The organism is Janthinobacterium sp. GW821-FHT03C08, assembly GCF_059420905.1.
Map to the genome: position 1 here is coordinate 48,889 of NZ_JBWKUP010000006.1, position 25,989 is coordinate 74,877.

General features: G+C 64.1%; 21 protein-coding genes and 2 riboswitches. Of the genes, 7 read left to right on the plus strand and 14 right to left on the minus strand.

What is annotated here, in order from left to right:
- Positions 1–39: 39 nt before the first annotated feature.
- Complete coding sequence (locus AC07VL_RS09650; RefSeq protein ID WP_494805637.1) at positions 40–1,635, minus strand: pyridoxal-dependent decarboxylase; 1,596 nt, start codon at positions 1,633–1,635, stop codon at positions 40–42.
- Positions 1,636–1,759: 124 nt separating this feature from the next.
- On the minus strand, positions 1,760–2,836 hold the full coding sequence (gene trpS / locus AC07VL_RS09655) for a tryptophan--tRNA ligase (protein WP_494805638.1): 1,077 nt from the start codon (positions 2,834–2,836) through the stop codon (positions 1,760–1,762).
- A 296-nt stretch (positions 2,837–3,132) separates the two neighbouring features.
- On the opposite strand from trpS, the gene AC07VL_RS09660 reads away from it, so the two are divergent.
- Positions 3,133–5,076 (plus strand): CocE/NonD family hydrolase, encoded by a 1,944-nt coding sequence (locus AC07VL_RS09660; protein ID WP_494805639.1) that lies wholly within the window; start codon positions 3,133–3,135, stop codon positions 5,074–5,076.
- On the opposite strand, the gene AC07VL_RS09665 is transcribed toward AC07VL_RS09660, so the two are convergent.
- The 4 genes from AC07VL_RS09665 to AC07VL_RS09680 form a co-directional block, all read right to left on the minus strand.
- The gene (locus AC07VL_RS09665; protein ID WP_494805640.1) at positions 5,073–5,930 is read right to left on the minus strand and encodes an EamA family transporter; all 858 of its coding nucleotides are present in this window, start codon (positions 5,928–5,930) and stop codon (positions 5,073–5,075) included. The genes AC07VL_RS09660 and AC07VL_RS09665 overlap by 4 nt on opposite strands.
- Before the next feature lie 9 nt (positions 5,931–5,939).
- Positions 5,940–6,761, minus strand: a complete 822-nt coding sequence (locus AC07VL_RS09670) for a substrate-binding periplasmic protein (protein WP_494805641.1) — start codon at positions 6,759–6,761, stop codon at positions 5,940–5,942.
- 100 nt (positions 6,762–6,861) lie between these two features.
- Complete coding sequence (locus AC07VL_RS09675) at positions 6,862–8,142, minus strand: TCR/Tet family MFS transporter (RefSeq protein WP_494805642.1); 1,281 nt, start codon at positions 8,140–8,142, stop codon at positions 6,862–6,864.
- A gap of 157 nt (positions 8,143–8,299) precedes the next feature.
- Positions 8,300–8,956: an HD domain-containing protein gene (locus AC07VL_RS09680; protein WP_494805643.1), complete on the minus strand. Its 657-nt coding sequence runs from the start codon at positions 8,954–8,956 to the stop codon at positions 8,300–8,302.
- Between the two features lie 183 nt (positions 8,957–9,139).
- Between AC07VL_RS09680 and AC07VL_RS09685 the strand changes: the two genes are divergently transcribed.
- The 4 genes from AC07VL_RS09685 (at position 9,140) to AC07VL_RS09700 (ending at position 13,992) form a co-directional block, all read left to right on the plus strand.
- Entirely contained in the window at positions 9,140–9,670 is a 531-nt protein-coding gene (locus AC07VL_RS09685) for a hypothetical protein (protein WP_494805644.1), read from the plus strand.
- Positions 9,671–9,873: 203 nt separating this feature from the next.
- A complete protein-coding gene (locus AC07VL_RS09690) occupies positions 9,874–10,365 on the plus strand; it encodes a chemotaxis protein CheW (RefSeq protein ID WP_092802530.1) in 492 nt (163 codons plus the stop codon).
- 270 nt (positions 10,366–10,635) lie between these two features.
- Positions 10,636–12,249: a methyl-accepting chemotaxis protein gene (locus AC07VL_RS09695; protein WP_494805645.1), complete on the plus strand. Its 1,614-nt coding sequence runs from the start codon at positions 10,636–10,638 to the stop codon at positions 12,247–12,249.
- Positions 12,250–12,345: 96 nt separating this feature from the next.
- Entirely contained in the window at positions 12,346–13,992 is a 1,647-nt protein-coding gene (locus AC07VL_RS09700) for a methyl-accepting chemotaxis protein (RefSeq protein ID WP_494805646.1), read from the plus strand.
- On the opposite strand, the gene AC07VL_RS09705 is transcribed toward AC07VL_RS09700, so the two are convergent.
- The 5 genes from AC07VL_RS09705 to AC07VL_RS09725 form a co-directional block, all read right to left on the minus strand.
- Complete coding sequence (locus AC07VL_RS09705; protein WP_494805647.1) at positions 13,989–14,507, minus strand: ribonuclease HI family protein; 519 nt, start codon at positions 14,505–14,507, stop codon at positions 13,989–13,991. The two genes, AC07VL_RS09700 and AC07VL_RS09705, sit on opposite strands and share 4 nt — an antisense overlap.
- On the minus strand, positions 14,504–14,845 hold the full coding sequence (locus AC07VL_RS09710; RefSeq protein ID WP_494805648.1) for a hypothetical protein: 342 nt from the start codon (positions 14,843–14,845) through the stop codon (positions 14,504–14,506). The genes AC07VL_RS09705 and AC07VL_RS09710 overlap by 4 nt, the downstream gene beginning before the upstream one ends.
- 36 nt (positions 14,846–14,881) lie before the next feature.
- On the minus strand, positions 14,882–17,566 hold the full coding sequence (gene mgtA, locus AC07VL_RS09715; RefSeq protein ID WP_494805649.1) for a magnesium-translocating P-type ATPase: 2,685 nt from the start codon (positions 17,564–17,566) through the stop codon (positions 14,882–14,884).
- Between the two features lie 393 nt (positions 17,567–17,959).
- Complete coding sequence (locus AC07VL_RS09720; protein ID WP_494805650.1) at positions 17,960–18,559, minus strand: TetR/AcrR family transcriptional regulator; 600 nt, start codon at positions 18,557–18,559, stop codon at positions 17,960–17,962.
- Between the two features lie 25 nt (positions 18,560–18,584).
- On the minus strand, positions 18,585–19,802 hold the full coding sequence (locus AC07VL_RS09725; RefSeq protein ID WP_494805651.1) for a Bcr/CflA family efflux MFS transporter: 1,218 nt from the start codon (positions 19,800–19,802) through the stop codon (positions 18,585–18,587).
- Positions 19,803–19,946: 144 nt separating this feature from the next.
- Here AC07VL_RS09725 and AC07VL_RS09730 point away from each other — a divergent pair, with 144 nt between their 5' ends.
- The gene (locus AC07VL_RS09730; protein WP_170909688.1) at positions 19,947–20,105 is read left to right on the plus strand and encodes a hypothetical protein; all 159 of its coding nucleotides are present in this window, start codon (positions 19,947–19,949) and stop codon (positions 20,103–20,105) included.
- Between the two features lie 231 nt (positions 20,106–20,336).
- Here AC07VL_RS09730 and gcvP read toward each other — a convergent pair whose 3' ends face one another.
- The 3 genes from gcvP to gcvT form a co-directional block, all read right to left on the minus strand.
- Positions 20,337–23,237 carry an aminomethyl-transferring glycine dehydrogenase gene (gene gcvP, locus AC07VL_RS09735; protein WP_494805652.1) on the minus strand — a complete coding sequence of 967 codons (2,901 nt, stop codon included), beginning with the start codon at positions 23,235–23,237 and terminating at the stop codon, positions 20,337–20,339.
- 118 nt (positions 23,238–23,355) lie between these two features.
- Positions 23,356–23,736: a glycine cleavage system protein GcvH gene (gene gcvH, locus AC07VL_RS09740; RefSeq protein ID WP_076569743.1), complete on the minus strand. Its 381-nt coding sequence runs from the start codon at positions 23,734–23,736 to the stop codon at positions 23,356–23,358.
- 71 nt (positions 23,737–23,807) lie between these two features.
- Positions 23,808–24,929: a glycine cleavage system aminomethyltransferase GcvT gene (gene gcvT / locus AC07VL_RS09745; protein WP_494805653.1), complete on the minus strand. Its 1,122-nt coding sequence runs from the start codon at positions 24,927–24,929 to the stop codon at positions 23,808–23,810.
- A gap of 74 nt (positions 24,930–25,003) precedes the next feature.
- Positions 25,004–25,109, minus strand: a riboswitch (glycine riboswitch).
- Between the two features lie 27 nt (positions 25,110–25,136).
- Positions 25,137–25,223: riboswitch (glycine riboswitch) on the minus strand.
- A gap of 169 nt (positions 25,224–25,392) precedes the next feature.
- Here gcvT and AC07VL_RS09750 point away from each other — a divergent pair.
- Positions 25,393–25,965, plus strand: a complete 573-nt coding sequence (locus tag AC07VL_RS09750) for an ATP-dependent Clp protease proteolytic subunit (protein WP_494805654.1) — start codon at positions 25,393–25,395, stop codon at positions 25,963–25,965.
- The last annotated feature ends 24 nt before the right edge of the window (positions 25,966–25,989 follow it).

Below are 25,989 nucleotides of genomic sequence, written 5' to 3' on the forward strand. Positions count from 1 at the left end.
CACTGTCGCGTGACGCAGACTATTGAATTTTGATAATAATCAATCCGGCAAGCTCAGTTCCGCCACCAGCGCCTGGCCGATGGCCCGCTGTTCGGTCAAAATGGCGCGCAAGTGGTGGGGGCGCGTCCTGACGTTCGTCATGACCACGCGCAGCACGTTGGTGGGACCCGGGTAGCGCGTCGATTCGAGCACCGTGCGCGACACGAAACTGCGCCCTTCCGCCTTTTGCCGGTTCTGCAGATTGGCATTGAGCGTGTTGAGCTGCTTGTTCAATTCGGCGGCTTGCTCGGCCTGGCCGCCGGCCAGCAGGGCGTCCATGCGCTGGCGCAAGTGCGCGGGCACGTAGCGGTAGGTGAGAATGAAGGTGTCGGAGCGCGTGACGAGTTCGAAATCCTGCTGGTCGGCCAATAGCTCCTGCAGCTGGCCGGACAGGGTGGCGGCCTGCTGCAGCAGGGTGGTGTAGCCGGACACGCCCAGCACCTTGAACGAGGTCCACAGTTTCAAGGCATCGAAGCGGCGCGAGCCTTCCAGCGACGTCTGGCCCAGGTCGCCCGAGTTGTCGCGCAAGATGTAGTTGGCGTTGTGTTTCAGCCGGTTCAGGCTGGCGCCGTCCTTGAACAGCACCATGCTTTGCGCCATCGGCACCCACAGCAATTTATGCCCGTCAATGACGACGGAGTCGGCCAGGGCGATGCCGTCGTACAGGGGCCGGTACTGCTCCGCGATCAGCAGGGCGCCGCCCCAGGCCGCATCCACGTGGAACCAGATGTTTTCCCGCGCGGCAATTGCCGCCATGGCGGCCAGCGGGTCGATGGCGCCCGTTTCCGTCGTGCCGGCGATGCCGATCATGGCGACGACCTTGATCTTGCGCAATTTCAAATCGGCAATGGTCGCTTCCAGCGCGGCGATGTCGATGCGGTTGTCGCGGTCGACGGCCACCAGGTGCAGGGCGTCTTCACCGAGGCCCAAAGTCGCCAGCGCCTTTTTCACGGAATAATGGCTGCGGGCCGAGCCGATCACGGCTAGTCCCGCATAGCCGGATTCCTGCATGGCGGCAAACAAACCGCGCTTGCGCGTGCCGGGCAACTGGTTTTCCAGCGCCACGGCCAGGGCCGTCAAGTTGCCCATGGTGCCGCCATTGACGACATTGCCCAGCGCGCCGCTGGTGGCGGCCATGGCTTGCGCGTAGAGGGCGTCCGGCTGCCGGTACACCTGGCGGTGCAGCCAGCCGAGGATCTGCTTTTCGATCAGGGTCGACACATACGCCGTCTCGATCTTGACCTGGTTCTGGTTCAGGGTGGCCGTGAACGCTTCGGCCAGCACGCTGATCCAGGGCAAGGCCTGCGTCATGTGGCCGATGTATTGCGGATGGTTCAGCTGGGCCGTATTGGCCAGCACGGTGGCGTCAAGTTCTTGCAGGAAATCGGCCACGGGCATGCCGTGCGCGGGCAGGCAGGTATCGGACAGTTGCGTCAGCAGTTCCGTGTAGGGCGTATGCGGGTAGGCCGTGTCGCGGTCGGCGGACAGCCAGCCGCCCAGCATGCGCAGGGCCTGCTGCAGGGGCGCGGGCGCCTGCTGCAGCGCATCGATGGAAAAATGCTGCTGCAGCAGCCGTTCGATAGCGGTATCGGTCATTGCGCGTTTGTCTTCTTCTCTACGGATTGCTGATGCCACGGTACCAAATGCATTGCGCCCTGGCGGAGACGGGATTTTACCCGACTCCGCCAAGGCGCATCAGTTTGCTATTGGTAAATGGTAATCAGAAGTAATTCAGGCCCAGCGCCGACTTGACTTCATCGGCCGTGCGGGCCGCCACTTCGCGCGCCTTGAAGGTGCCTTCCTTGAGCATCTGGATGACTTGGCCCTTGTCCTTGGCGAACTCTTCGCGGCGGGCGCGGATCGGCGCCAGCATTTCCTGCAAGACCACGTCCAGGCGCTTCTTGACGATGCTGTCGCCCAGGCCGCCGCGCACGTAATGGGCTTTCATTTCCGCCAGGGCCGCTTTTTCCGGGTCGAACGCGTCCAGGTAGGTGAAGGCCACGTTGCCTTCCAGGTGGCCCGGGTCTTCCACGCGCAGGTGCAGCGGGTCCGTGTAGACTTTTTTCACGGCGGCCGTGATTTCGGCCGGGGTGGCGCCCAGGTTGATGGTGTTGCCCAGCGACTTGCTCATCTTCGCCTTGCCGTCGATGCCCGGCAGGCGGCCGATGTCGGGCACCAGCGCCTTGCATTCCATCAACACTTCACGGTTGTACATGCGGTTGAAGCGGCGCACGATTTCATTCGTCTGCTCGATCATCGGGATCTGGTCTTCGCCCACGGGCACCACGCCCGCCTTGAAGGCCGTGATGTCGGCCGCCTGGCTGGCCGGGTAGGTCAGAAAGCCCGCTGGAATGTCGCGCTCGAAGCCGCGCAGGCGGATTTCTTCCTTGACGGTGGGGTTGCGTTCGAGGCGCGCCACGGTGACGATGTTCAGGTAGTAAAAGGTCAGCTCGGCCAGTTCCGGGATCTGCGACTGGATGAACACGGTCGTCTTGGTCGGGTCGATGCCGACGGCCAGGTAATCGAGCGCCACTTCGACGACGTTGCGGTGCACCTTGTCGATGTCGTCCATATTGTCCGTCAGCGCCTGCGCGTCGGCCAGCATGATGAATTGCTTGTAGCTGTTCTGGTAGGCGACGCGGTCGCGCAGGCTGCCGACGAAGTGGCCCAGGTGCAAGGGGCCGGTGGGGCGGTCGCCCGTCAGGATCACGGACTGCGAGGCGATGGCGGCGGCCGACAGCGGTGCTGCCGGGGCGTCGTTCTGGTCTTGGGTATCTGGGGTGTTAGGCAAGCTCATCAAGTTTCCTTTTGAGCCGCCTGCATCGGGGTTGATCCAGGCTGAGCCTGTTACGCCACCGATCGAGGCGGCGTGGATCAAATTCACATCACTATGCAGTGGCCGCGCGAAAGTGAGCGGGACCACCAATTCAAGCAGGCGTGTTGTGACGGGATAAATTTCATGGCGTTATGGTTGCAGTTCGCACGCGTTCTGTCAAGTTGCGCCCCGATTTATCTGCGGGCCGCTGGACGCTTGATTTATGTCAACCTTGCTTTCCGGGTACTATTGCCGACATGAATTTTTTGGAGAAGCGTATGCCTGTCGTATCCCCCATCCGCCTGGGCGCACTGGCCCTGCTGGTCAGTACCTTGTTCAGCGCCTCCGCGCTGGCGCAAACGCCGCCGATGACGCCCGATATCGGCGCCAAACTGGTGATGCCCGACCTGAACGATTACGTCAAGCGCGTCGTGATGGTGCCCATGCGCGACGGCGTCAAGCTGTACACGGTGATCGTCGTGCCGAAGGGCGTGCAGCGCGCCCCCATCATGCTCACGCGCACGCCCTACAATGCGGCGCGCCGTGCCCAGCGCGCGGCCAGTCCCAGCATGCTGGCCACCTTGCCGCAGGGCGATGATACCCTGGTGGAAAATGGCTATATCCGCGTGTTCCAGGACGTGCGCGGCAAGTACGGCTCGGAAGGCGACTACGTGATGACGCGTCCCGTGCGCGGCCCGCTCAACAATACCAAGGTCGATAATGTGACCGATGCATGGGACACCATAGACTGGCTGGTGAAGAACGTCCCGGAAAGCAATGGCAAGGTGGGCATGCTGGGATCGTCCTATGAAGGCCATACGGTGCTGATGGCCCTGGTGGACCCGCATCCGGCCCTGAAGGTGGCCATCCCCATGAGCGCCATGGTCGATGGCTGGCGCGGCGACGACTGGTTCCACAACGGCGCCTTCCGCATGCCCAGCCTGTCCTACATCGCGGGCCAGACGAGCGTGCGCGGCGGCGGCGAATCGCCGGCCCTGGGCGTCTACGACGATTACGACGCGTATCTGCGCATCGGCTCGGCTGGCGACTACGCGAAGAAGTTCGGCATCGACAAGCTGACCTACACGAAGAAGCTGTTCGAGCATCCGGCCTACGACAGCTACTGGCAGGAACAGGCGCTGGACAAGATCCTGGCGCAGCGTCCGCTGATCGTGCCCACCATGCACGTGGTGGGGCAATGGGACCAGGAAGACATCTATGGGCCGTACGCCAGCTACTGGGCCATGGAAGGACGCGACAAGCGCAATAACCTCAACTACCTGGCCATCGGCCCGTGGCGCCACAGCGGCGTCAACTATGAAGGTTCCAGCCTGGGCGCCCTGAAGTTTGACGGCGACACGGCGCGCCAGTTCCGCGAAAAGGTCATGCAACCCTTCCTCAACCAGTACCTGAAGGATGGCGCGCCGGAAGCGAACACGGCGCCCGTGACGTCGTACCAGAGCGGCACGAACCAGTGGCAGCGCCTGCAGCAGTGGCCGCTGGCTTGCGAAACGTGCGAGACGAAGCTGACGCCCATCTACTTGCAGGATGGTAACAAACTGGGCTTTGCGGCGCCCGCCAATGCTGCCGATGCGGCCAGCGGCGCCTTCGACGACTACGTGGCCGATCCCGCCAAGCCCGTGCCCTTCGTGCCCCGTCCCGTGCGCCTGAACGATGGCGACGTGTGGAAACCGTGGCTGGTCAGCGACCAGCGCGGCTATGCGGACCGCACGGACGTGCTCAGCTATGTTTCCGCACCGTTGAAAACGGCCGTGCGCATCGCCGGCGCGCCGATGGTCAAGCTGTTCGCCGCCACCAGCGGCACGGATGCGGACTGGGTGGTGAAACTGATCGACGTGTATCCGGACGAAGTGCCGTCGCAGCCGGCCCTGGGCGGGTATCAATTGGGCGTGGCGATGGATATCTTCCGCGGCCGCTACCGCGACAGCCTCGAGCATCCGACGGCGATTTCTGCCGGCAAGATCGAGCGCTACCGCTTCGCCTTGCCGAACGCCAATCACGTCTTCCTGCCCGGCCACCGCATCGCCGTGCAAGTGCAGTCGAGCTGGTTCCCCCTGTACGACCGCAATCCGCAAACCTTCGTGCCGAACATCTTCCTGGCCCAGCCCGGCGATTATCGGAAGGCGACGCAGCGCGTGTACCACGCGGCAGGGGCGGCCAGCGCCATCGAGTTGCCGATCGCGCCGCTCGACGCCCGCTAGCCCATGCGCATGAGCATGGCGCCCGCCGCGATCAGGGCGATGGCCAGGTAGCGGCGGGGGCTGATTTTTTCGCGCAGGAACAGGGCCGCGATGGCGATGGCGAACAAAATCGACGTTTCGCGCAGGGCGGCGATGGCGGCCACGGGGGCCTGCGTCATGGCCCACAGGGCCAGGCCGTACGAGGCCAGGGTGCCGAAACCGCCGAAGGCGGCCAGATGCCATTGCGTTCGCGCATACGCCAGCAGGCCGGCGCGGCGGCGCAGCACCGTCCACAGCAAGAGTCCCGCGCCGTTCAGCACAAAAATCCACATGGTATAGGCGGCCGGCGCGCCGGACAGGCGCACGCCGAGGCCGTCGATCAGGGTATAGCTGGCGATGACGCAGGCGTTGCCCAGGGCAAAGGCGGTGGCGCGTCCCGTGCTCTTGCGCACCGTGGCGCTGGCGGGCTGGCGCGCGGCGGCATACAGGGCCAGGATGCCGGCGCAGATGCAGGCGACGGCGCCCATCTGCATGAAAGAAAGACGTTCGCCGATCAGGGGCCAGCTGGCCAGCGCCACGATGAGGGGCGCGCTGCCGCGCATCAGCGGATAGGCGTGGCTCATGTCGCCCGCCCGGTAGGCGGCCGCCAGCAGCGAGTAATAGGCCAGCTGGGCCACGGCCGAGGCAGCCAGGTAGGGCCAGCTGGCGGCGGCGGGGGCATCGACGAAGGGCAGGACGGCCAGCGAGATCAGGGCCGCGCCCACGGAGACGAGCACGGTGGTGAGGAAAGTATCCTTGCCCGACTTGACGATGGCATTCCAGCTGGCGTGCAGCAGGGCGGCGAACAGGACGACGGCGACGACCAGGCCGGACATGCGCCGGCCTTAGCGGGGACGGATGCTCAGCGAGAGCAGTTCCTGCCGGTGGTGGCGCTGGAAGCCTTCCATCAGCACGCCCGAGCGGCCCGCCTTTTCCAGCAGTTCGCGCAGAGTGGCCTGGTCTTCCGCCGTCAGCGACTTGCGCGACAGGTAGACGCCGCTCATGCCCCACGGCAACTCAGGCAGCGCTTCCAGGCGCAGGCGGTCGACGAGGCCGTACACGCGCGCGTCGTTTTGCGCCACGCCGGCGAGGATGGTGGGACCCATGATGGTGGCGTCGATGAAGCCGCTTTGCATCAGGCGCGCCACGGACAGCGCATCGACTTCATAAAACAATCGGCCCTGGCTGCTCAAGTCCTTGGCCAGCGCCTGGTAGGAGGCGCCGTAGTCGTAGCCGCGCACGAGCGCCACGCGCAGTTCGCGCCGCTCGATCAGGTCCTGCATGGTGTTGATGGGCGCGCGCGCGCCTTGCAGCGAGATGAGCAGGGGGCGGTTGCCCAGCATGGGAATGAACAGGCCGTGCTGGTCGCGCCGCGGCGTGCTGCTGGCCGGTATCAGCAGGTCCGCCTTGCCCGCCTCAAACATCGCTTCCAGGCGCGCGCGCGGCACGGCCGTGAAGATGAAATTGCAGCCGGCCTTGGCGCCCAGGCTGCGCAGCAGGTCCGGGTAGATGCCGCTGATGCTGGCGCCGTTGACCACCACGCTGGCGCCGATGGCCGAGACGGGCACCTGGATATCGCGCGAGCATTGTGCGCCCGCCAGGGACGGCAACGCCAGCGCCAGCATGGCCACGGTTCGGCGCCAGGCGCTGGAATAAAAGTCAGTCATACCCATCCTTGCTCACCATCGAATGCCGGGCGTCGGTAACGCGCGGCTGATTGCGCCATTCTCGCCTATTTATTTCTTAAATACAATATTATCCTGCCGACTACTTTATGGTGGAAACCGCAATTCTCGCCGCGCGCCGCGCCTTGAAGTAACGCCAGGCCACGAGGATGCCCAGGGTTTGCATGATGGCGCACAGGAAGAAGGTGCTGCCGATGCGCCAGTCCTGTGGCGGCAGGTGGCTCACCTGTCCGAGGATCATGCTGCCGAGCAAAGGCATGATGATGATGCCCAGGCTGCTGATCGATTGCAGGGAACCCATCAGTTCACCCTGTTCGCTGGCGCTTGATGACTTCGAAATGATGCCTTGCAGGGCCGGCCCGGCGGCAAAGGCCAGCAGGTTGCACAGGATCAAGGCGTACATCATCCAGCCCTGCGTGGCCAGGCCGTACAGCAGGTAGGTGAGGGCGCCCGAAGCCATGCCCAGCAGGGACAGGCGCACTTCGCCCAGGCGCTTGATCAGCAGGCCCAGCAGGCCTGCCTGCACCACGGCCGCGCACAGGCCCACGCAGAACAGGGCGATGCCGTTCTGGCGCGGCGTCCAGTCGAAGCGGAAGTGCGTGTACAGCACCCAGGTGGTGTTGAGCATCATTTGCGCAAACGTCATCAGGCCGAAGGCCAGCACGAGGCCGCGGATGTCCACGCGGCGCACCAGTTTCAGCAGGGCGGCAAACGGGTTGATGCGGGCCAGGGTGAAGGGTGGGCGGGGGCCTGGCGCCAGCGATTCGGGGACAAAAAAGTAGCCGTACAGGAAATTGGCCGCCGACAGTCCCGCCGCCACGAAGAAGGGCAGGTGCAGGTTGACGTCGCCCAGCAGCCCGCCCAGCATGGGGCCGCAGATGAAGCCCAGGCCGAAGGCGGCGCCGATCTTGCCGAAGCTCTTGGCGCGGTTGTCCGGCGTGGAAATGTCGGACGCATAGGCGGACGCGACGGACATGCTGGCCGACGAGATGCCGCCGATGACCCTGCCGATGAACAGGCAGGCCAGGTTCGGCGCCAGCGCCGTGGCGAGGAAGTTCACGCCCATGCCCGCCATCGAATACAGCAGCACGGGACGGCGGCCCACGCGGTCGCTGATGGCGCCCAGCATGGGCATGAAGATGAATTGCAGCAAGCCGAAGACGGCTGCCATGATGCCGTACCAGAAGGCCTGCGCTTCCTTGCCGCTCACATAGTCGCCGATCAGGATGGGCAGCACGGGCACCACCAGGCCGATGCCCAGCATGTCGATGAAGACGCAGACGAGGATGAAGTTGAGGTTGCCGGCGCGCGCGGGCGCGGCGGCGGATGGGGAAGGGCGGTCGGGGCTGGTTTTATCGGACATGCATGCTTTCGGCGCGCACCCCGCGCCGCCATGCGGCCGGCGGGGTTCAGTTGTTGGCGTTGCGTCCGGGCGTGCCAGCTTGCTGCTGGCGCCGCGGCGCGATAGCTGAGCCTTATATTATAGACAGCATGTGCCGTGCTGGCTATCGCCACCCATGCTAGGCCGCAATTCCCCATTCCCCGGCGAAGGCGGCGCGGAAATCCGTCAGCACGGCCAGCCGCTGTTCGGCCAGGGCGCGGCCCGCCCGCGTCTGCATCTTGCCGGGCAGCTTGTCGAGCTTGGTGACGATATGGTCGAGGGCGTATGCCTTGTCGTCGAGGGGGCGATGGGCGGCCAGCGGGTCCGTGCCATGCGCCAGCGCGCTGTCCATGCGCGCCGCCGTGTAAAACAGGCGCGCCAGCCCCACGGCGCCCAGCGCGTCGATGCGGTCGGCATCCTGCACGATCTGCGCCTCGATGGTGGTGGGCGCCAGGTCGGCGGAAAAACTGTGGGTGGCGATGGCGTGGGCCACGCCCGCCAGTTTGTCTGCCGGAAAGTCCAGTTCCGCCAGCTGGCGGCAGGCCAGCGCGGCCGCCTGGCGCGAGGCCAGGTGGCGCTCGGGATGGTTTTTCGGCAGGTTGACCAGGTCGTGCAGGTAGCAGGCGGCCATCACGGTCAGCGCATCGGCCTCGGCATGCTGTTGCAGCAGCAGGCCGGCATTGCGCCAGACGCGCTGCAAGTGGTTGATGTCGTGGGCGCCGTCGTCGCCCAGGCCGGCCATGGCCAGGGCCAGCAGGCGGGGTTGCCAAAGGGTGAGGGAACTGCTGTCTGTCATGTGGCGTGATCCTGAATGTCCGGGGTAAAGCGCCCTATTGTGCCATAGGGCCATGCCGCTGCCGGCCGCCGTGGCGCGATATTGTTTTTTTCTTGCTTTTAATGCAAACTAGCCTCGCGGCATGTTTTTCCAGCCTGGGCAGAAGCGTGCCCGGGCCTGTTTTCTTCCACTCTGAAAGCCATCATGCGAACCATCCTGATCCTGCTTGCTGCGATGCTGACCTGCCCGCCATTGCTGGCGTATAAGAATCCCGCGCTGAACTACAAGGAAGAGACGCCCGCCACGGGCACGCATATCCGGCGCGATGTCTTGTTCGACAGCTGGCTGCCGCTGAACCAGACGTACGGGGAACTCAGTGCGGAATACAAGGCCAAGCTGCGCGCTACGTATTCCCCCATGGCGGCGGATGACGAGCCGCCATTCCCCGTGCGGGGGCTGGGACCGAGCATCGTGCAATTGCGCGAGGTGCACCGGCGCATCGGCGGCGGGGGCGAGATGAAGCTGATCCTGTCGGTCGATGCCGAGGGCAATGTGGGCGACGTCAGCGTGTATTCGGCTTCGAACGAGCGCATGGCGTATTACGGCGCGATTCTGTTGAGCAAGGAAAAATTCAAGCCCGGCCTGTGCCACGGCGTGCCGTGCGCCATGGATTTCATGTACCGCTTCGAATATGCCTTCTTCGATGACGTCATTGACAACACGCTCGTGAAATAAACGCGGGCCGCGACGATCCTGGTATCGGCTTTGCCACAGAAGATTGCCTTAAAGACAGTAAATTATGCCCAGGTGCGCTTTTTTAGTGCACGTCAAATTTACATGCGTTAATATTGCCGTATTGCAATTTTAATTCGCTGTTCTTTAACGCCAGGCACCACGAATGCCATGCGCGCATCCGGCGTTTTTTCTAAAGGATCAACATGAGCACCATTTCCAGCGAATCGGGCGCGGCTGTCGCCAAGGCTGCCGAATACCTGGCGTTTACCCTGGGCCAGGAAGAATACGGCATCGACATCCAGAAAGTCAGCGAAATCCGCAGCTATGAAACGCCGACCCGCATCGCCAACGCGCCCGAGTTCGTCAAGGGCGTCGTCAATTTGCGCGGCATCATCGTGCCGATCGTCGACATGCGCATCAAGTTCAACCTGGGCACGCCCAGCTATGACCAGTTCACCGTCGTCATCATCCTCAACATCGGCAACCGCGTCGTCGGCATGGTCGTCGACCGCGTTTCCGACGTCACCACCCTGCTGCCGGAACAGATCAAGCCGGCGCCCGACATGGGCCGCTCGATCAACACGGAATACGTGATCGGCCTGGGCACCATCGACGAGCGCATGCTGATCCTCGTCGATATCGACCAGCTGATGTCCAGCGCCGAGATGGGCCTCATCGAGAAGCTGGCCGCCTAAGCCGCCAGGAAGAGTCCAGGACGGCGTTGCGTCCAGTACGTCCGGACACCCCTGTGCCGAGTAGGTTTTTTTAGAAACAATTGACCCCAAGCATTGCTTGCTCTTTCTGCAAGGCGCACGCTAGCGCATTTCCTGGCGCACGGTTCACGCGAACCGTGCGCCAGTTTCACTTGTCACGCCCGCTTTGGATGCCGCAGCCAGCCAGCACCTGCCACGCCAGGCTGCCCGCCATGGCGCCGCGCCGGCAATCGGTTTTTTTAGGATAGTCACATGAATTTATTACGCAACGTCAGCATCGGTGTCCGCCTGGGACTCGGTTTTGCCGTGATTTTGCTGTTTTCCATGCTCATTACGGGCATCAGCGTCTGGCGCCTGCACGACGTGGCCAGCGCCACGCGCGTCATGATGGAGCAGCCGCTGGCCAAGGAACGCTATATTTCCGACTGGTACGGCCGCATCGACAGCGCCGTGCGCCGCACCATCGCGATTGCCCGCAGCAGCGACACTTCGCTCAGCGGCTATTTCGCCGAAGAATCGAAAGTCTCGTCGGCCAGCTCGGCCGAGCTGCAAAAGAAGATCGAGGCGCTGATCGACAAGCCGGAGGAAAAAGCCATGTTCGCCGGCCTGCTGGAGCAGCGCAAGGTGTATATCGGCTCGCGCGACCAGGTCTACAAGCTGAAAGGCGAATCGCAGATCGAGGCCGCCAACGAAGTGTTTGAGAAGACTTTCGTGCCGGCCGCCGCCAAGTACCAGAAGATGGTGTCGGACTTGCTGGCGCACCAGCGCGCGACGATCGACGCCACGGCGCGCGAGATCGACGCCGTGGCCAAGACCAGCCGCAACCTGCTGCTGGTGCTGGCGGCGCTGGCGCTGGGCTTTGGCGTCGTCTGCGCCTGGCTGCTGACGACGGGCATCGTGCGCCCCCTGCGCACGGCCGTGGACATTGCCCGCAAGGTGGCCGACGGCGACCTGACGGCGCAGATCGACGCCAGCGCCAAGGATGAAACCGGGCAACTTTTACTCGCCCTGAAGGACATGAACACGAGCTTGCTCAACATCGTCAGCGAAGTGCGCAGCGGCACGGACAGCATCGCCACGTCCTCGACGCAGATCGCCGCCGGCAACCAGGACCTGTCTTCCCGCACGGAAGAGCAGGCCGGTTCCCTGGAAGAAACGGCGTCGTCGATGGAAGAATTGACCAGTACCGTGAAACAGAATGCGGACAATGCGCGCCAGGCGAACCAGTTGGCAGCGTCGGCGGCGCAAGTGGCCGTCAAGGGCGGCGAAGTGGTGGCGCAGGTGGTGGGCACGATGGAATCGATCAATAGCTCGTCGAACAAGATCGTCGACATCATCAGCGTGATTGACGGCATCGCCTTCCAGACCAACATCCTGGCCCTGAATGCGGCCGTGGAAGCGGCGCGGGCCGGCGAGCAGGGCCGCGGCTTCGCCGTCGTGGCGTCCGAAGTGCGCAACCTGGCCCAGCGTTCCGCTTCGGCGGCGAAAGAGATCAAGACCCTGATCGGCGCCTCCGTGGAACAGGTCAACGCGGGCAGCATGCTGGTGGCGCAGGCCGGTTCGACCATGAACGACATCGTCGACAGCGTGCAGCGCGTGAGTGACATCATCACGGAAATCACGGCGGCCAGCAGCGAGCAGAGCGTGGGCATCGACGAGATCAACCGGGCCATCGGCCAGATGGATGCCGTGACGCAACAAAATGCGGCCCTGGTGGAAGAGTCGGCGGCCGCCGCAGAATCCATGCAGCACCAGGCGCACAGCCTGGCGCAGGTCGTCAGCGTGTTCAAGCTCGACGGCCAGCAGGCCGGCGGCGCGAAGGCGGCGACGCGTGCGGCCCGGCCGGCAGCCCTGCGCCTGGGTTAAGCACCGGCTATCGGCGGCCGCGGCCGTGTTCAGTCTTTCTGTATGTATTCTTTCGTACCCTTATGTAGTCTGGTTCCGCTTTTTTAGGATAGTCACATGAATTTGTTAAGAAATGTCAGTATCGGTGTGCGCCTCGGCCTGGGTTTTGCCGTGATCTTGCTGTTTTCCATGCTCATCACGGGTATCAGCGTGTGGCGCTTGCACGACGTGGCCGTTGCCACGCGCACCATGATGGAACTGCCGCTGGCCAAGGAGCGCTATATTTCCGACTGGTACGCGAAGATCGACAGCGGCGTGCGCCGCACCACGGCCATCGCCCGCAGCAGCGATACGACCTTGGGCGCGTATTTTGCGGAAGAGGCCAAGCAGTCGTCCGTCGTCTCGGGCGAATTGCAAAAGAAGATAGAAGCCTTGATTTCCAGCCCGGAAGAAAAGGAACTGTTCCGCCTGGTGAGCGAACAGCGCAAGGTGTACCTCGACTCGCGCGCGCAAGTGTCGAAGCTGAAGGCCGATGGACAGGAGGCGGAAGCGGCGCAGGCGTTCCAGGGCATCTTCGTGCCCGGTTCGACGAAATACCTGAAAGTGGTCAATGACATGCTGCAGCACCAGCGCGCCAGCATCGACGCCACGGCGCGCGAAATCGATGACGTGGCCAAGACCAGCCGCAACCTGCTGCTGGTGCTGGCGGCGCTGGCGCTGGGTTTTGGCGTCGTCTGCGCCTGGCTGCTGACGACGGGCATCGTGCGCCCCCTGCGCACGGCCGTGGACATTGCCCGCAAGGTGGCCGACGGCGACCTGACGGCGCAGATCGACGCCAGCGCCAAGGATGAAACCGGGCAACTTTTACTCGCCCTGAAGGACATGAACACGAGCTTGCTCAACATCGTCAGCGAAGTGCGCAGCGGCACGGACAGCATCGCCACGTCCTCGACGCAGATCGCCGCCGGCAACCAGGACCTGTCTTCCCGTACGGAAGAGCAGGCCGGTTCCCTGGAAGAAACGGCGTCGTCGATGGAAGAATTGACCAGTACCGTGAAGCAGAATGCGGACAATGCGCGCCAGGCGAACCAGTTGGCAGCGTCGGCGGCGCAAGTGGCCGTCAAGGGCGGCGAAGTGGTGGCGCAGGTGGTGGGCACGATGGAATCGATCAATAGCTCGTCGAACAAGATCGTCGACATCATCAGCGTGATTGACGGCATCGCCTTCCAGACCAACATCCTGGCCCTGAACGCGGCCGTGGAAGCGGCGCGCGCCGGCGAGCAGGGCCGTGGCTTCGCCGTCGTGGCGTCCGAAGTGCGCAACCTGGCCCAGCGTTCCGCTTCGGCGGCGAAGGAAATCAAGACCCTGATCGGCGCCTCCGTGGAACAGGTCAACGCGGGCAGCATGCTCGTGGCGCAGGCTGGCTCGACCATGAACGACATCGTCGACAGCGTGCAGCGCGTGAGCGACATCATCACGGAAATCACGGCGGCCAGCAGCGAGCAGAGCGTGGGTATCGACGAGATCAACCGGGCCATCGGCCAGATGGATGCCGTGACGCAACAAAATGCGGCCTTGGTGGAAGAGTCGGCGGCCGCCGCGGAATCCATGCAGCACCAGGCGCACAGCCTGGCGCAGGTCGTCAGCGTGTTCAAGCTCAATGGCCAGCAGGCGGGTGCCGGCGGCCTGAAGGGCATCAATGGCACCGCGCGGCCGGCGGCGAAGGCGCCGACGGAAGCGCTGCGGATCGGCCGCGCCGCTTAATCCTCCCGTAGCGGCAGGCCTTCCCAGGTCGCGATCGCCCGCTGCGACAGCCTGTCCGCCTCGCCATTGCGGTGGCGCGGTATCCAGCGCAGGCTAACCTCAGGAAATTGTTGCAACAGGGCCACTACGGTGGCCCTGTGCATTTCCAGTCCCTTGGCGCCGGCCGGCGTCGTTCCCAGCACATCGTTGATCACCACCTGGCTGTCGCCGTACAGCAATAGCTGTACCGGCCGCACGTCCAGCGCCGCCCGCAGCACTGCCGTCAGGGCCGCATATTCCGCGTCGCTGCTGCTGCCATGGCCGGCCGCGTGGCTCACTTCGATGCGCTCGCCGTTCGGCCCCAGCAGCAGGGCGCCCACGCCCAGCCTGCCCGGATTCGGGTGGGCGGAACCGTCGAACCAGCCGCGCCAGGCCAGCGGGCCGCCGTGGTCCTGGCGTTTGGCGGCCAGCTGGGCGCGGCGCGCCTGCATCTTCGCTTCCCGGCGCTCGGTGCGCGCCTGCGCTGCCGGCGTCATGGCTTGATGAGCAAGGTATCGACGAGGCTGGCCAGCCAGCACACGGCCAGCACGCCCATGGCCACCGCCATGGCGGGGCCGTCGTTGGCCGACAGGGCGTCCACCCTTTCCACGATCAGCTGCACGTCGAGGGGCAGGGTGCCACTGTTGATCTGTGCCATGACCTGGTCCAATCGTGCCATGATCTGGCGCAATACGAACAGCAGCGCGACCAGGGCGGGCACGAGGAACAGGCAGCCGCGCGCCTTGCGCTGCAGGACAAAATGCCCGCTGCCGGGAAAGACGAGGCCCGACAGCAGCAGGGCCAGCGTACGTTTGGAAAGGGGGGAGCCGCTCATGCGCGCCTTTATAAGGGGAAAGAGCGGCTCATCATACTATTGCCAGCCGAATTTGCGCAGATACACGCGTTTCATGACCGTCGTCAGCAGGGTGTAGCACACGAGGATGCCCAGCAGCCACGGGAAATACGCGAGCGGCAGCGCTTGCAGCTTGAAGTAGGTCGCCAGCGGACCCATCGGCAGGAAGACGCCCACGGCCATGATGGCGGTGGTGGCCACCAGCAGGGGCACGGAGGCGATGCTGTCGATGAAGGGCAGCTTGGGCGTGCGGATCAGGTGCACGATCAGGGTCTGCGTCAACAGTCCCACGACGAACCAGCCGGACTGGAACAGCGTCTGCTTCTCGGGCGAATTGGCATCGAAGACATACCACATCAGGGCAAACGTGCTGATGTCGAAGATCGAGCTGATGGGGCCGAAGAAGACCATGAAGCGGCCGATGTCGCGCGGGTTCCAGCTCAGCGGCTGCTGGATCAGCTCGGCATCGACGTTATCGAAGGGAATGGCGATCTGCGACACGTCGTACAGCAGGTTCTGCACCAGCAGGTGCAGCGGCAGCATGGGCAGGAACGGCAGGAAGGCGCTGGCCACCAGCACGGAAAACACATTGCCGAAATTCGAGCTGGCCGTCATGCGGATGTACTTGAGCATGTTGCTGAAGGTGCGGCGGCCTTCCAGCACGCCTTCTTCCAGCACCATCAGGCTCTTTTCCAGCAGGATGATGTCGGCCGCTTCCTTGGCGATATCGACGGCCGAATCGACGGAAATGCCGATGTCGGCCGCGCGCAGGGCGGGTGCGTCGTTGATGCCGTCGCCCATGAAGCCGACGATATGGCCATTGCCGCGCAGGGCGCGCACGAGGCGCTCCTTGTGCAGCGGGCTGAGCTTGGCAAACACGGTATTGTCCTCGGCCGCCCTGGCCAGGGCGGCGTCGTCCATGTCGTCGAGCTGCGGACCTTGCAGCACGCCGTGCACGGCCAGGCCCACTTCGCGGCAAATCTTCGCCGTCACCAGGTGATTGTCACCCGTCAATACTTTCACCGTCACGCCGTGTTCCGCCAGCGCGCGCAGGGCAGGCGCCGTCGATTCCTTCGGCGGATCGAGGAAGGCCACGTAGCCGATCAGGGTCAGCGCCGTTTCATCGGCCACGCCGTACACGGTCTTATGGGGCGGCACTTCCTTGACGGCCACGGCCACCACGCGCAAGCCTTCCGCGTTCAGGCCATGCGTCGTGTCCAGCACTTTTTCCAGCAGGGCGGCGTCGAGCGGCACGTTCACGCCATTCAAGCGCAAATGGCTGCAGGCGGCGAGGATTTCCTCGACGGCGCCCTTGCAGATCAGTTCATGGTGGTCGTCGCGCTCGGAAACGACGACGGACATGCGGCGGCGCACGAAATCAAACGGGATTTCATCGACTTTCACGTAATCGCGCGCCAGCTGCATTTCCGTCTGCAATTCCACATGGTCGAGCACGGCGCGGTCCAGCAGGTTTTTCAAGCCCGTCTGGTAGTGGCTGTTCAGGTAGGCGAACTGCAGCACTTCATCGGATTGCTGGCCGAACACGTCCGTGTGGCGCTCCAGCACGATCTTGTCCTGCGTCAAGGTGCCCGTCTTGTCCGTGCACAGGACATCCATGGCGCCGAAGTTCTGGATGGCATCCAGGCGCTTGACGACGACTTTCTTTTTCGACAGTTTCACGGCGCCCTTGGCCAGGGTGCTGGTGACGATCATGGGCAGCATTTCCGGCGTCAGGCCCACGGCCACGGAGAGGGCGAACAGGAAGGCCTCCATCCAGTCGCCCTTGGTCCAGCCGTTGATCAGGAAGACCAGCGGCGCCATCACGAGGGCGAAGCGGATCAGCAGCCAGCTGACGCTGTTGACGCCCGCCTCGAACGCCGTCGGCGTGCGCTCGGTGGCCGTCACGCGCGTGGCGATGGTGCCGAAATACGTGCGGTTGCCCGTGGCCAGCACCAGCGCCGTGGCGGCGCCGGAAATGACGTTGGTGCCCATGAACAGCAGGTTGGCCAGGTCCATGGGATCTTTGCCGTTGCCATCGGCCAGTTCGGCCATCTTTTCTACCGGCAAGGATTCGCCCGTCATGGCGGCCTGGCTGACGAACAGGTCTTTGGCGGACAGCAAACGGCAGTCGGCGGGGATCATGTCGCCGGCCGACAGAACGATGATGTCGCCCTGCACCAGCTGGCGGATGGGCAGCTCCGTGCGCTGGCCGTTGCGCAGCACGGTGGCCGTGTTGCTGACCATGGCTTTCAGGCGTTCGGCTGCGCGGTTCGAGCGGCCTTCCTGCACGAAGCGCAGCAGGGTCGACAAAATCACCATGGTGCCGATGACGATGGTGGCCTTCGGGTCTTCCGTCAGGTAGGAAACGATGGCCAGCACGGTGAGCAGCAGGTTGAACGGGTTCTTGTAGCACAGCCACAGGTGCTGGTACCAGGCCAGCGGCTTTTCATGCTCGACCTCGTTCGGCCCCGTTTGCGCGGCAATGACCTGTGCCTCGGCATCGCGCAAGCCTTCCAGGCGCGTGTGCAGGCGGTTCAGGGCGCTGTCGAGCTCTTCATGGGCGGCGGCGAGCAGTTGGCGGGCCAGGTGGTCGGGCACGGGACGGGCCGTGCTGTTTTCCAGCGGCATGGCGCGGCGGCGGAAATGGCCGGCCGTGTGGCGCTTGCGCAGGAACGATTCGAACAAACGGGTGAAGAGATTCATGCTCTTCCTTTCGCGACGAGGTGTTGACGGGCGGCGCAGCCGCAGGCAAGACTTGCGTGCCGCAAGCGTACCATGGCAACCATGATGCTTGCGGGCAATCCGGGTCAGTAGCCGGTCGCGATCGGAAAGAGGGGGAAGAGGCGCGCGGCCAGACTGGCCGCGTGAGACACCGCACCTTGCTCAGCAAGGCACGGAGGAAACGGATTCCGCGTTGCTTGCTGTTTAGCTGCCGAGGCAATCACCGATACAAGATCGGCTACTGTCACTAGAACAAGTACCCACGTGGGACTCCGTAAATGAATAATGGGGGCATCTTATGCACGTGCTGCAACAGTGTCAACTGAAGAAATCTTAGGTTTCCAAAGTGTAATGTGACTGTGGTATTTGCCGCCGTCATGCCGCCATCGCCAGCGAATCGGACAGGACCTGCCACAGCGCCGCGTGGCGCTGCTGCAGGGCGGCGCCACCCGCGTAAATGAGTTCGACGTGCAGGCTGTCGACGATGCCCAGGTAGGCTTGCGCGTACAGGTCGACGCGTTGCGGCGGCAGGGCGGGCGCCAGGCGGCCCAGGCTGGCCACGTAATGGCGCTGCAATTGCGCCAGCAAGGCTTCGTAGCCCGTGCCCACCTCCACGCGCAGGGGTGCGGGCGGCAAATACGCGGTGCGCAGCAAAAAGCGCAAATGGGCCGAATCCGCATAGCGCTGCGCCATGCGGTCGCAGTACAGGGCACCGGCCCGCTGGCCGCCGGGTGCTGGCAGCGCCGCCTCGTCGGCGAAGCAGGCGTCCATGAAGGCTTGCTCTTCGGCCAGCGCGTCGGCAAACACGTCCAGAAACAAGGCATCCTTGCCGGCGAAGTGGGAATACAGCGACGCCTTGCGCATGCCCGCCTGTGCGGCGATGTCGCTGAGGGACGAAGCGTCGTAGCCGTGTTCGGAAAAGTGCACGACGGCGACGGCACAGATGTTATCGGCCGAGGCCGAGCGTTTCTTCATATGAGGGTAGTAGTTGGGTGAAGCGTCAGTGCGCGCCCAGGCTGGCGGCGTGTGCCGGATGGACGCGCGCAGTGGCCAGGGTCAACCATGATACCAGCAGGCCGGCCCCGGTCAAGAACAGCAGCCACGGCAGTGGCCCCCGTTCGGACAGGCTGGCTGCCAGCGGCGTGGCCAGCGATGACAAGCTCATCTGTATGGCGCCCAGCAATGCCGCCGTGGAACCGAGGGCGCGCTGTTGCGAACCCATGGCCATGGCCATCAGCGCCGCTTCCGCCATGCCCAGGCCGAACAGGGACACGAACATGCCCGGCACGACGGCAGCGATGCCTGCTCCCGCCCACGCGCCCAGCAGGGCCAGCACGGCGCCACCCAGCATGGCGGCGCTGCCCGCCACGCACAGGCGTGCCACGCCGTGCCGCGCCACCAGCCGTCCGCTGGCCATGGCGCCGAGCAGCACGGCCACGCCCGTGGCGCCGAACACGAGGCCGAAGCTGCCGGCGGACAGGCCGAAGTCGCGCTGGTAGACGAGCGACGCGCCGCCGATATACGCAAATAGGAAGAAGAAGCTGGCCGACAGGGCCAGCGCGGGCAGCAGGAAAGCGCGGTCGAACGCGATGCGCGCATAGGTGCGGTGCATGCCTTGCGGCGCAATGCGGCGTGCAGGCGGCAAGGTTTCCGGCAGGAACAATGCGCTATTGAGCAGGGTCAAGGCGCCCAGCGCGGCCAGGGCCAGCATCACGGCGCGCCAGCCGTAATGGGCGTCCAGCAAGCCGCCCACGGCGGGCGCCAGCACGGGTGCCAGGCCGACGATGGTCATCAGGAGGGCAAACAGCTGCGCCGCTTGGACGCCGTCGGCCACGTCGCGCACCATGCTCATCACCACGACGAGGGTCAGCGCCGCGCCCAGGCCCTGCAGGGTGCGCGCCAGCAGCAGGGTGTGCAATTGCTCCGCCTGCGCAGCCCACACGGCCGCCAGCATGTACACGGCGATGCCGGCCAGCAATGGACGGCGCCGCCCCAGCATGTCGGTGAGCGGCCCGCACAGCAGCTGCCCGCCGCCCAGGGCCAGCAGGAAGGTGGTCAGGCTCAGCTGCACATTCGCATAGCTCGTGTGCAGTTCGCGCGCCATGGCCGGCATGGAGGCCAGGTACATGTCGATGCCGGCCGGGCCGAGCACGGCCACGAGGGCCAGGGAAGCCGCCAGAGCGAGACTGGCGGCGGGGAGGGTGGTTTGCTGCTGCATTGCATTTCCTTCATATCGTCAAAAAACGCGGCATGGACACCGCCGTCTTTTTTATTGTACACTGGCTACCTACCGATAGGTAGCCAGTGCGGTCAATGAAAGGATGAGAACGATGAAGGAAGCAACAATGAGGGGAGAGACGGCATGACGGAAGTGGGAATTTCGCTCAGCGGCGTAGCCGTGGCGCTGCTGTTTGCCGCCTGGAGTTCGTATCGCGCCCGCTGCGAGCGGCGTGACGTCGTGTGCCTGACGATACTGGGCACCGTGCTGGGCGTGCCTGGGGCCGTCTTGCTGGCGCTGTAGAGCGCGCATAAAAAAACGGCAGACCTTGCGGCCTGCCGTTCTGTTCTAATTTAATACTCCCGGCTTTTGCCGGGATTTTATTTCTTGATTGCTGAGTTTCGACGCCTGACAAAACCATAGCGAGCGTCAGTGAGGCTCGGCGCCTCCTTGTGGCCAAGAAGCGCTACCGTACTTGAGTACGGTGAGCATCGCTGGCCGCAAAGCGCGACGCGCAGTAGGTTTGGTCTGGCGTCATTCCTCTTCGTACGAGCTGATCGGTGCGCAGCCGCAGAACAGGTTGCGGTCGCCGTACACGTTGTCGGCGCGGCCGACCGGTGGCCAGTATTTGCGCTGGCGCAAGGAAGCGACCGGGTAGGCGGCGATTTCGCGGCTGTACTTGCGTTCCCAGTTGTCCGACATCAATACCTGTGCCGTGTGCGGCGCGTTCTTCAAGGGGTTGTCGTCGTGGTCGAATTCACCGCTGGCGACCTTGGCGATTTCCGCGCGGATGGCGATCATGGCGTCGATGAAGCGGTCGATTTCCACTTTCGATTCGCTTTCCGTCGGCTCGATCATTAGGGTTCCCGGCACGGGGAAGCTCATGGTCGGCGCATGGAAACCGAAGTCCATCAAACGCTTGGCCACGTCTTCGTTGCTGATGCCGGTGGCGTCCGTGATCGGGCGCAGGTCCAGGATGCACTCGTGCGCGACCAGGCCGTCGTGGCCCGAATACAGCACAGGGTAGTGCGGCGCCAGGCGGCGCGCGATGTAGTTCGCCGCCAGGATCGCCGTCTCGGTCGCTGCCGTCAAGCCTTCCGCGCCCATCATGGCGATGTACATCCACGAAATCGGCAGGATGCTGGCCGAGCCGAATGGCGCGGCGCTGACGGCGCCGATGCCTGCGACGTCGCGCTGGTAGCCCGACGAGCGCTGGTTCGGCAGGAATTTCGCCAGGTGGGCGCCCACGCCGATGGGGCCGACGCCCGGTCCGCCGCCGCCGTGCGGGATGCAGAAGGTTTTATGCAGGTTCAGGTGGGACACGTCGCCCCCAAAACTGCCGGGAGCGGCCACGCCGACCAGCGCGTTCATGTTGGCGCCGTCGATGTAGACCTGGCCGCCGTGCGAGTGGATGATCTCGCACAGTTCCTGGATGCCTTCTTCAAACACGCCGTGGGTGGATGGGTAGGTGACCATCACGCAGGCCAGGTTGGCGCTGTGCTTTTCCGCTTTCGCCTTCAGGTCGGCCAGGTCCACGTTGCCGTTGGCGTCGCAGCTGGTGACGACGACCTGCATGCCGACCATGTTGGCCGATGCTGGGTTGGTGCCGTGCGCCGACGATGGAATCAAACAGATGTTGCGGTGGCCTTCGCCGCGCGACTCGTGGTAGGCCTTGATCACCAGCAGGCCCGCGTATTCGCCCTGCGAGCCGGCGTTCGGCTGCAGCGAGACGGCCGCATAGCCCGTCAGCGCGCACAGCATTTCTTCCAGCTGCGCGATCATTTCGCGGTAGCCCACCGTTTGCGCGTCGGGGGCGAACGGGTGGATGTTGGAGAACTCGGGCCAGGTGACGGGGATCATTTCGCTCGTCGCGTTCAGCTTCATGGTGCACGAGCCGAGCGGGATCATGGTGCGGTCCAGCGCCAGGTCCTTGTCGGCCAGGCTGCGCAGGTAGCGCAGCATCTCGTGTTCCGAGTGGTAGCTGTTGAAGACGGGGTGGGTCAGGTAGGCGCTCTCGCGCGCCAGGTTGGCCGGCAGCGCGCTGGTCACATTTGCTTCAACGGCGTCCAGGTCCGGGGCGGCAGGCGCGTTGGCCACGCCGTCGGCGAAGACGTTCCACAGCAGCGCGATATCGTCGCGCGTCGTGGTTTCGTCCAGCGACACGCCCACGTGGGTGGTGTCGACCTTGCGCAGGTTGACGCCGTGTTTTAGTGCCGCCGCGTGCAGTTTTTCCGCATCGGCGACCTGGATGGTCAGGGTGTCGAAATAGGTGGTATTGACGACCTTGTGGCCCAGGGTCTTCAGGTTGGCGGCCAGCACGCCCGTAAAGCGGTGCACGCGCTGGGCGATCTGCAGCAGGCCGGCAGGACCGTGGTAGACGGCGTACATCGAAGCCATCACGGCCAGCAGCACTTGCGCCGTGCAGATATTCGACGTCGCTTTTTCGCGGCGGATATGCTGTTCGCGCGTCTGCAGGGCCAGGCGGTAGGCCTTGTTGCCCTGCGCATCGACGGTCACGCCCACCAGGCGGCCCGACATATTGCGCTTGAATTCATCGCGCGTTGACAGGTACCCTGCGTGCGGGCCGCCGAAACCGAGCGGCACGCCGAAGCGCTGGCTGTTGCCGACGACGACGTCGGCGCCCCATTCGCCCGGTGGCGTGAGCATGGTCAGGGCCAGCAGGTCGGCCGCGACGATGACCATGGCGCCATTCGCGTGCAGTTTTTCGACGCCGGCGCGGTAGTCGCGCACGACACCGTTGACGCCGGGGTATTGCAGCAGCACGCCGAAGCAGGCGTCCAGCGACTCGATTTCCGCCGGGTCGAAGGTGCGCACCTCGATGCCGATCGGCTGGGCGCGCGTCTGCACCACTTCCAAGGTTTGCGGCAGCACGTCATTGGCGACGTACAGCACGTTCGACTTCGACTTGCCCACGCGCTGGATCAATGTCATCGCTTCGGCGGCGGCCGTGCCTTCGTCCAGCATCGAGGCGTTCGAGATGCCCATGCCGGTCAGGTCGGTGATCACTTGCTGGAAGTTCAGGATCGCTTCCAGGCGCCCTTGCGAAATCTCAGGCTGGTAAGGCGTGTATGCCGTGTACCAGGCGGGATTTTCAAAGATGTTGCGCAAAACGACACCGGGGGTGAAGGTGTTGTAATAGCCTTGGCCAATCAGGGATTTCAAGACCTGGTTCTTGCCGGCGATGGCTTTCAGGCGCGACAGGGCTTCCTGTTCCGGCATCGGCTGCGAGTACGCGCCCAGGGGCAGGGCGCCCTTGTTGCGGATGTTGCTTGGCACCAGGGCGTCGATCAGCGCGGCGCGCGATGGATAGCCGAGGGTCGCCAGCATGGCTTGCTGTTCGGTGGCGGAAGGGCCGATGTGGCGGGCGATGAAGGCATCGCGTGCTTCGAGTTGGGTCAGGCTGGTGCGGGTCATGATATAGAGGCCAAAAAAGACTGAAAAACCGGGATGCGGCGCGCGGGCGCGGCGGCGGGGTATAGCTACAAAATTAAATGCAAACGGGCCGCAAACGCGGCCCGTGAGTCAAACGCGATTACGCGCTGGTGGTGGCGCCATAGGCGGCAGCGTCGAGCAGGCCGTCCAGGGCCGACACGTCGGCTGGCTTGATCTTGAACAGCCAGTTGGCGTAGGCGTCGGCATTGATCGACTCTGGCGAGTTGACGACGTCGTCGTTGACGGCCACGACTTCGCCGGCAACCGGTGCGTAGATGTCGCTGGCGGCTTTCACGGATTCCACCACGGCAGCATCGTCGCCGGCGCCATAGGTATTGCCCACGGTTGGCAGTTCGACGAAGACGATGTCGCCCAGCGCGTCCTGCGCGTATTCGGTGATGCCGACGGTGACGGTGCCGTCGCCTTCAAGGCGTACCCATTCGTGGGAAGCGGTGTACTTCAGGTCTGCAGGAATGTTCATGTGTGGCTCCAGATGGTAAATGTTCGTTATTGATTATGGTTGTACGGTCTTGCGGGCGGCTCTATTAACGCTTACGCAGCCAGGATTTTACCGTTACGCACGAAAGGCAGCTTGACGACGGAAGCGGCCAGCTGCTTGCCGCGGATTTCCACGTGCACGGTGTCGCCCACGGCCACGCCGTTCGGCACGCGCGCGAGAGCAATGGCTTCCTGCATGGTGGGGCTGAAGGTGCCGCTGGTGATTTCGCCCGTGGCGTCGCTGCCGGCGATGATGACTTTTTGATGGGCGCGCAGCACGCCGCCTTTTTCGCGCAGGATCAGGCCGACGAATTGCGCGTTCTGGCCCTTGGCCAGCAGGGCGGCCTTGCCGATGAAGTCGCGCTCGCTGACGAGGTCGATGGTCCACGCCAGGCCCGCGTCGAGCGGGTTGACGGTTTCGTCCATGTCCTGGCCGTACAGATTCATGCCCGCTTCCAGGCGCAGGGTGTCGCGCGCACCGAGGCCGGCCGGCTTGACGCCGGCGGCAGCCAGGGCGTTCCACAGCGCTTCCACCTGGGTGGCGGCCACGCCGATTTCAAAGCCGTCTTCGCCCGTGTAGCCGGTGCGCGCCAGCATGACTTCGCCGAAGGCCGTGTCCTTGACGATGACGACGTTGAACGGCTTGATGGCTTCGGAAGCGGCTTGCGTTTCCGGCAGCACTTGCCACACCTTGGCGCGCGCGTTCGGGCCTTGCACGGCCACCAGGGCCATCGGGGCGTTGGCATTGCGGCGCTCGGTAATCGTCAGGCCGCTGTTGGTGGCTGTATTTTGCTGCTGCATCCAGGCCACGTCTTTTTCAGCCGTTCCCGCGTTGACGACGAGGCGGAACCAGTTTTCGTTGAAGAAGTAGACGATCAGGTCATCGATGACGGTACCTTCGGCATTCAACATGCACGAGTACAGCGCCTTGCCCGACACTTGCAGCTTGTCAACGTTGTTGGCCAGCAAGCCGCGCAGGAAGGCGCGCACGTTCGGGCCTTCGATATCGACCACGCACATATGCGACACGTCGAACATGCCGGCGTCGCCGCGCACGGCGTTGTGTTCTTCGATTTGCGAGCCGTAGTTGACGGGCATGTCCCAGCCGCCGAAATCGACCATGCGGGCGCCGAGGGCACGGTGGGCGTTGTTGAGTGGGGTCGCTTTGAGCGTCATGGATTCCTCGGGACGAAGGTAAAAGGGGAGTTAACAAAACATAGAATAGCCAAACACGGCTTTCCAGCGTGATCACTGACCCCCCTGTCCTTTGTACCTGAGAGATTACGGGGGCTTGCCCCGTGCGCCCCTTCGGTGGGCCGCCGGCATGTGCCGCGGCCGCTCTCCAGAGTTGAGCTAAAGATGTTGCCAAAGCAACAGCTTCAGTCCGCCTGATCGGTCCTTTTGCCTGAGAGTTTTTGGGTAGTGCCCCTTCGGCGGCAACGCTGGGTTGCCCTCTCCCGATCAAGTGGGAGGAATATATGCCAGCAGGGTGGTTCTGTCAATCTGAAAAGACGTTGCACGGGCGCCGCCAAAGCACCTGTTTGCGGGGCTGGCGGGGGGCTCGGGACCCCGTAAAAGGGCGCCCGGCCGCGCAGGAATGCGCTATGATGAAATCCTGGCTTACTTGCGGGTGACTGCCATGAACACGACACAAAGCGAGACGCAAAACAACACCGAGCAGCACGGTTACTTCACCCTCTCGGGCGACGTCAACAGCGACATGGTGCGGCGCGTTTTCAATGCCGCGGCCGACATCACGGAAGACAAGCTCACCACGGCGCACATCCTGATCCAGTCCAACGGCGGTTATGTCAGCGATGGCATCTGTCTGTACAACTTCCTCAGCAAGTTGCCGCTTGACATCATTACCTACAACGGCGGCGCCGTGGCTTCCATCGCCGTGACGCTGTTCCTGGCGGGGCGCCAGCGCCACGCCAGCGACACGGCCCGCTTCATGGTGCACAAGTCGCACGCGACGGCCTCGCCCGGTTCCCGGCCCGATGCGCTCAGCATCATCGTCGAAGGCTTGCGCGCCGACGACATGCGCACCGAGCGCATCCTGCGCAGCCACGTCAGCCTCACGGACGAGCAGTGGCAGGTGCATGCGTATTCCGACCTGCACCTGACGGCCGACCAGGCGCTGGAAGTGGGCATGATTTCCTCCATTTGCGATTTTGCGCCGCCCAAGGGCAAGCGCCTGACGAATATCTGAGGCGCGCCGCCATCCCTGAAGTTG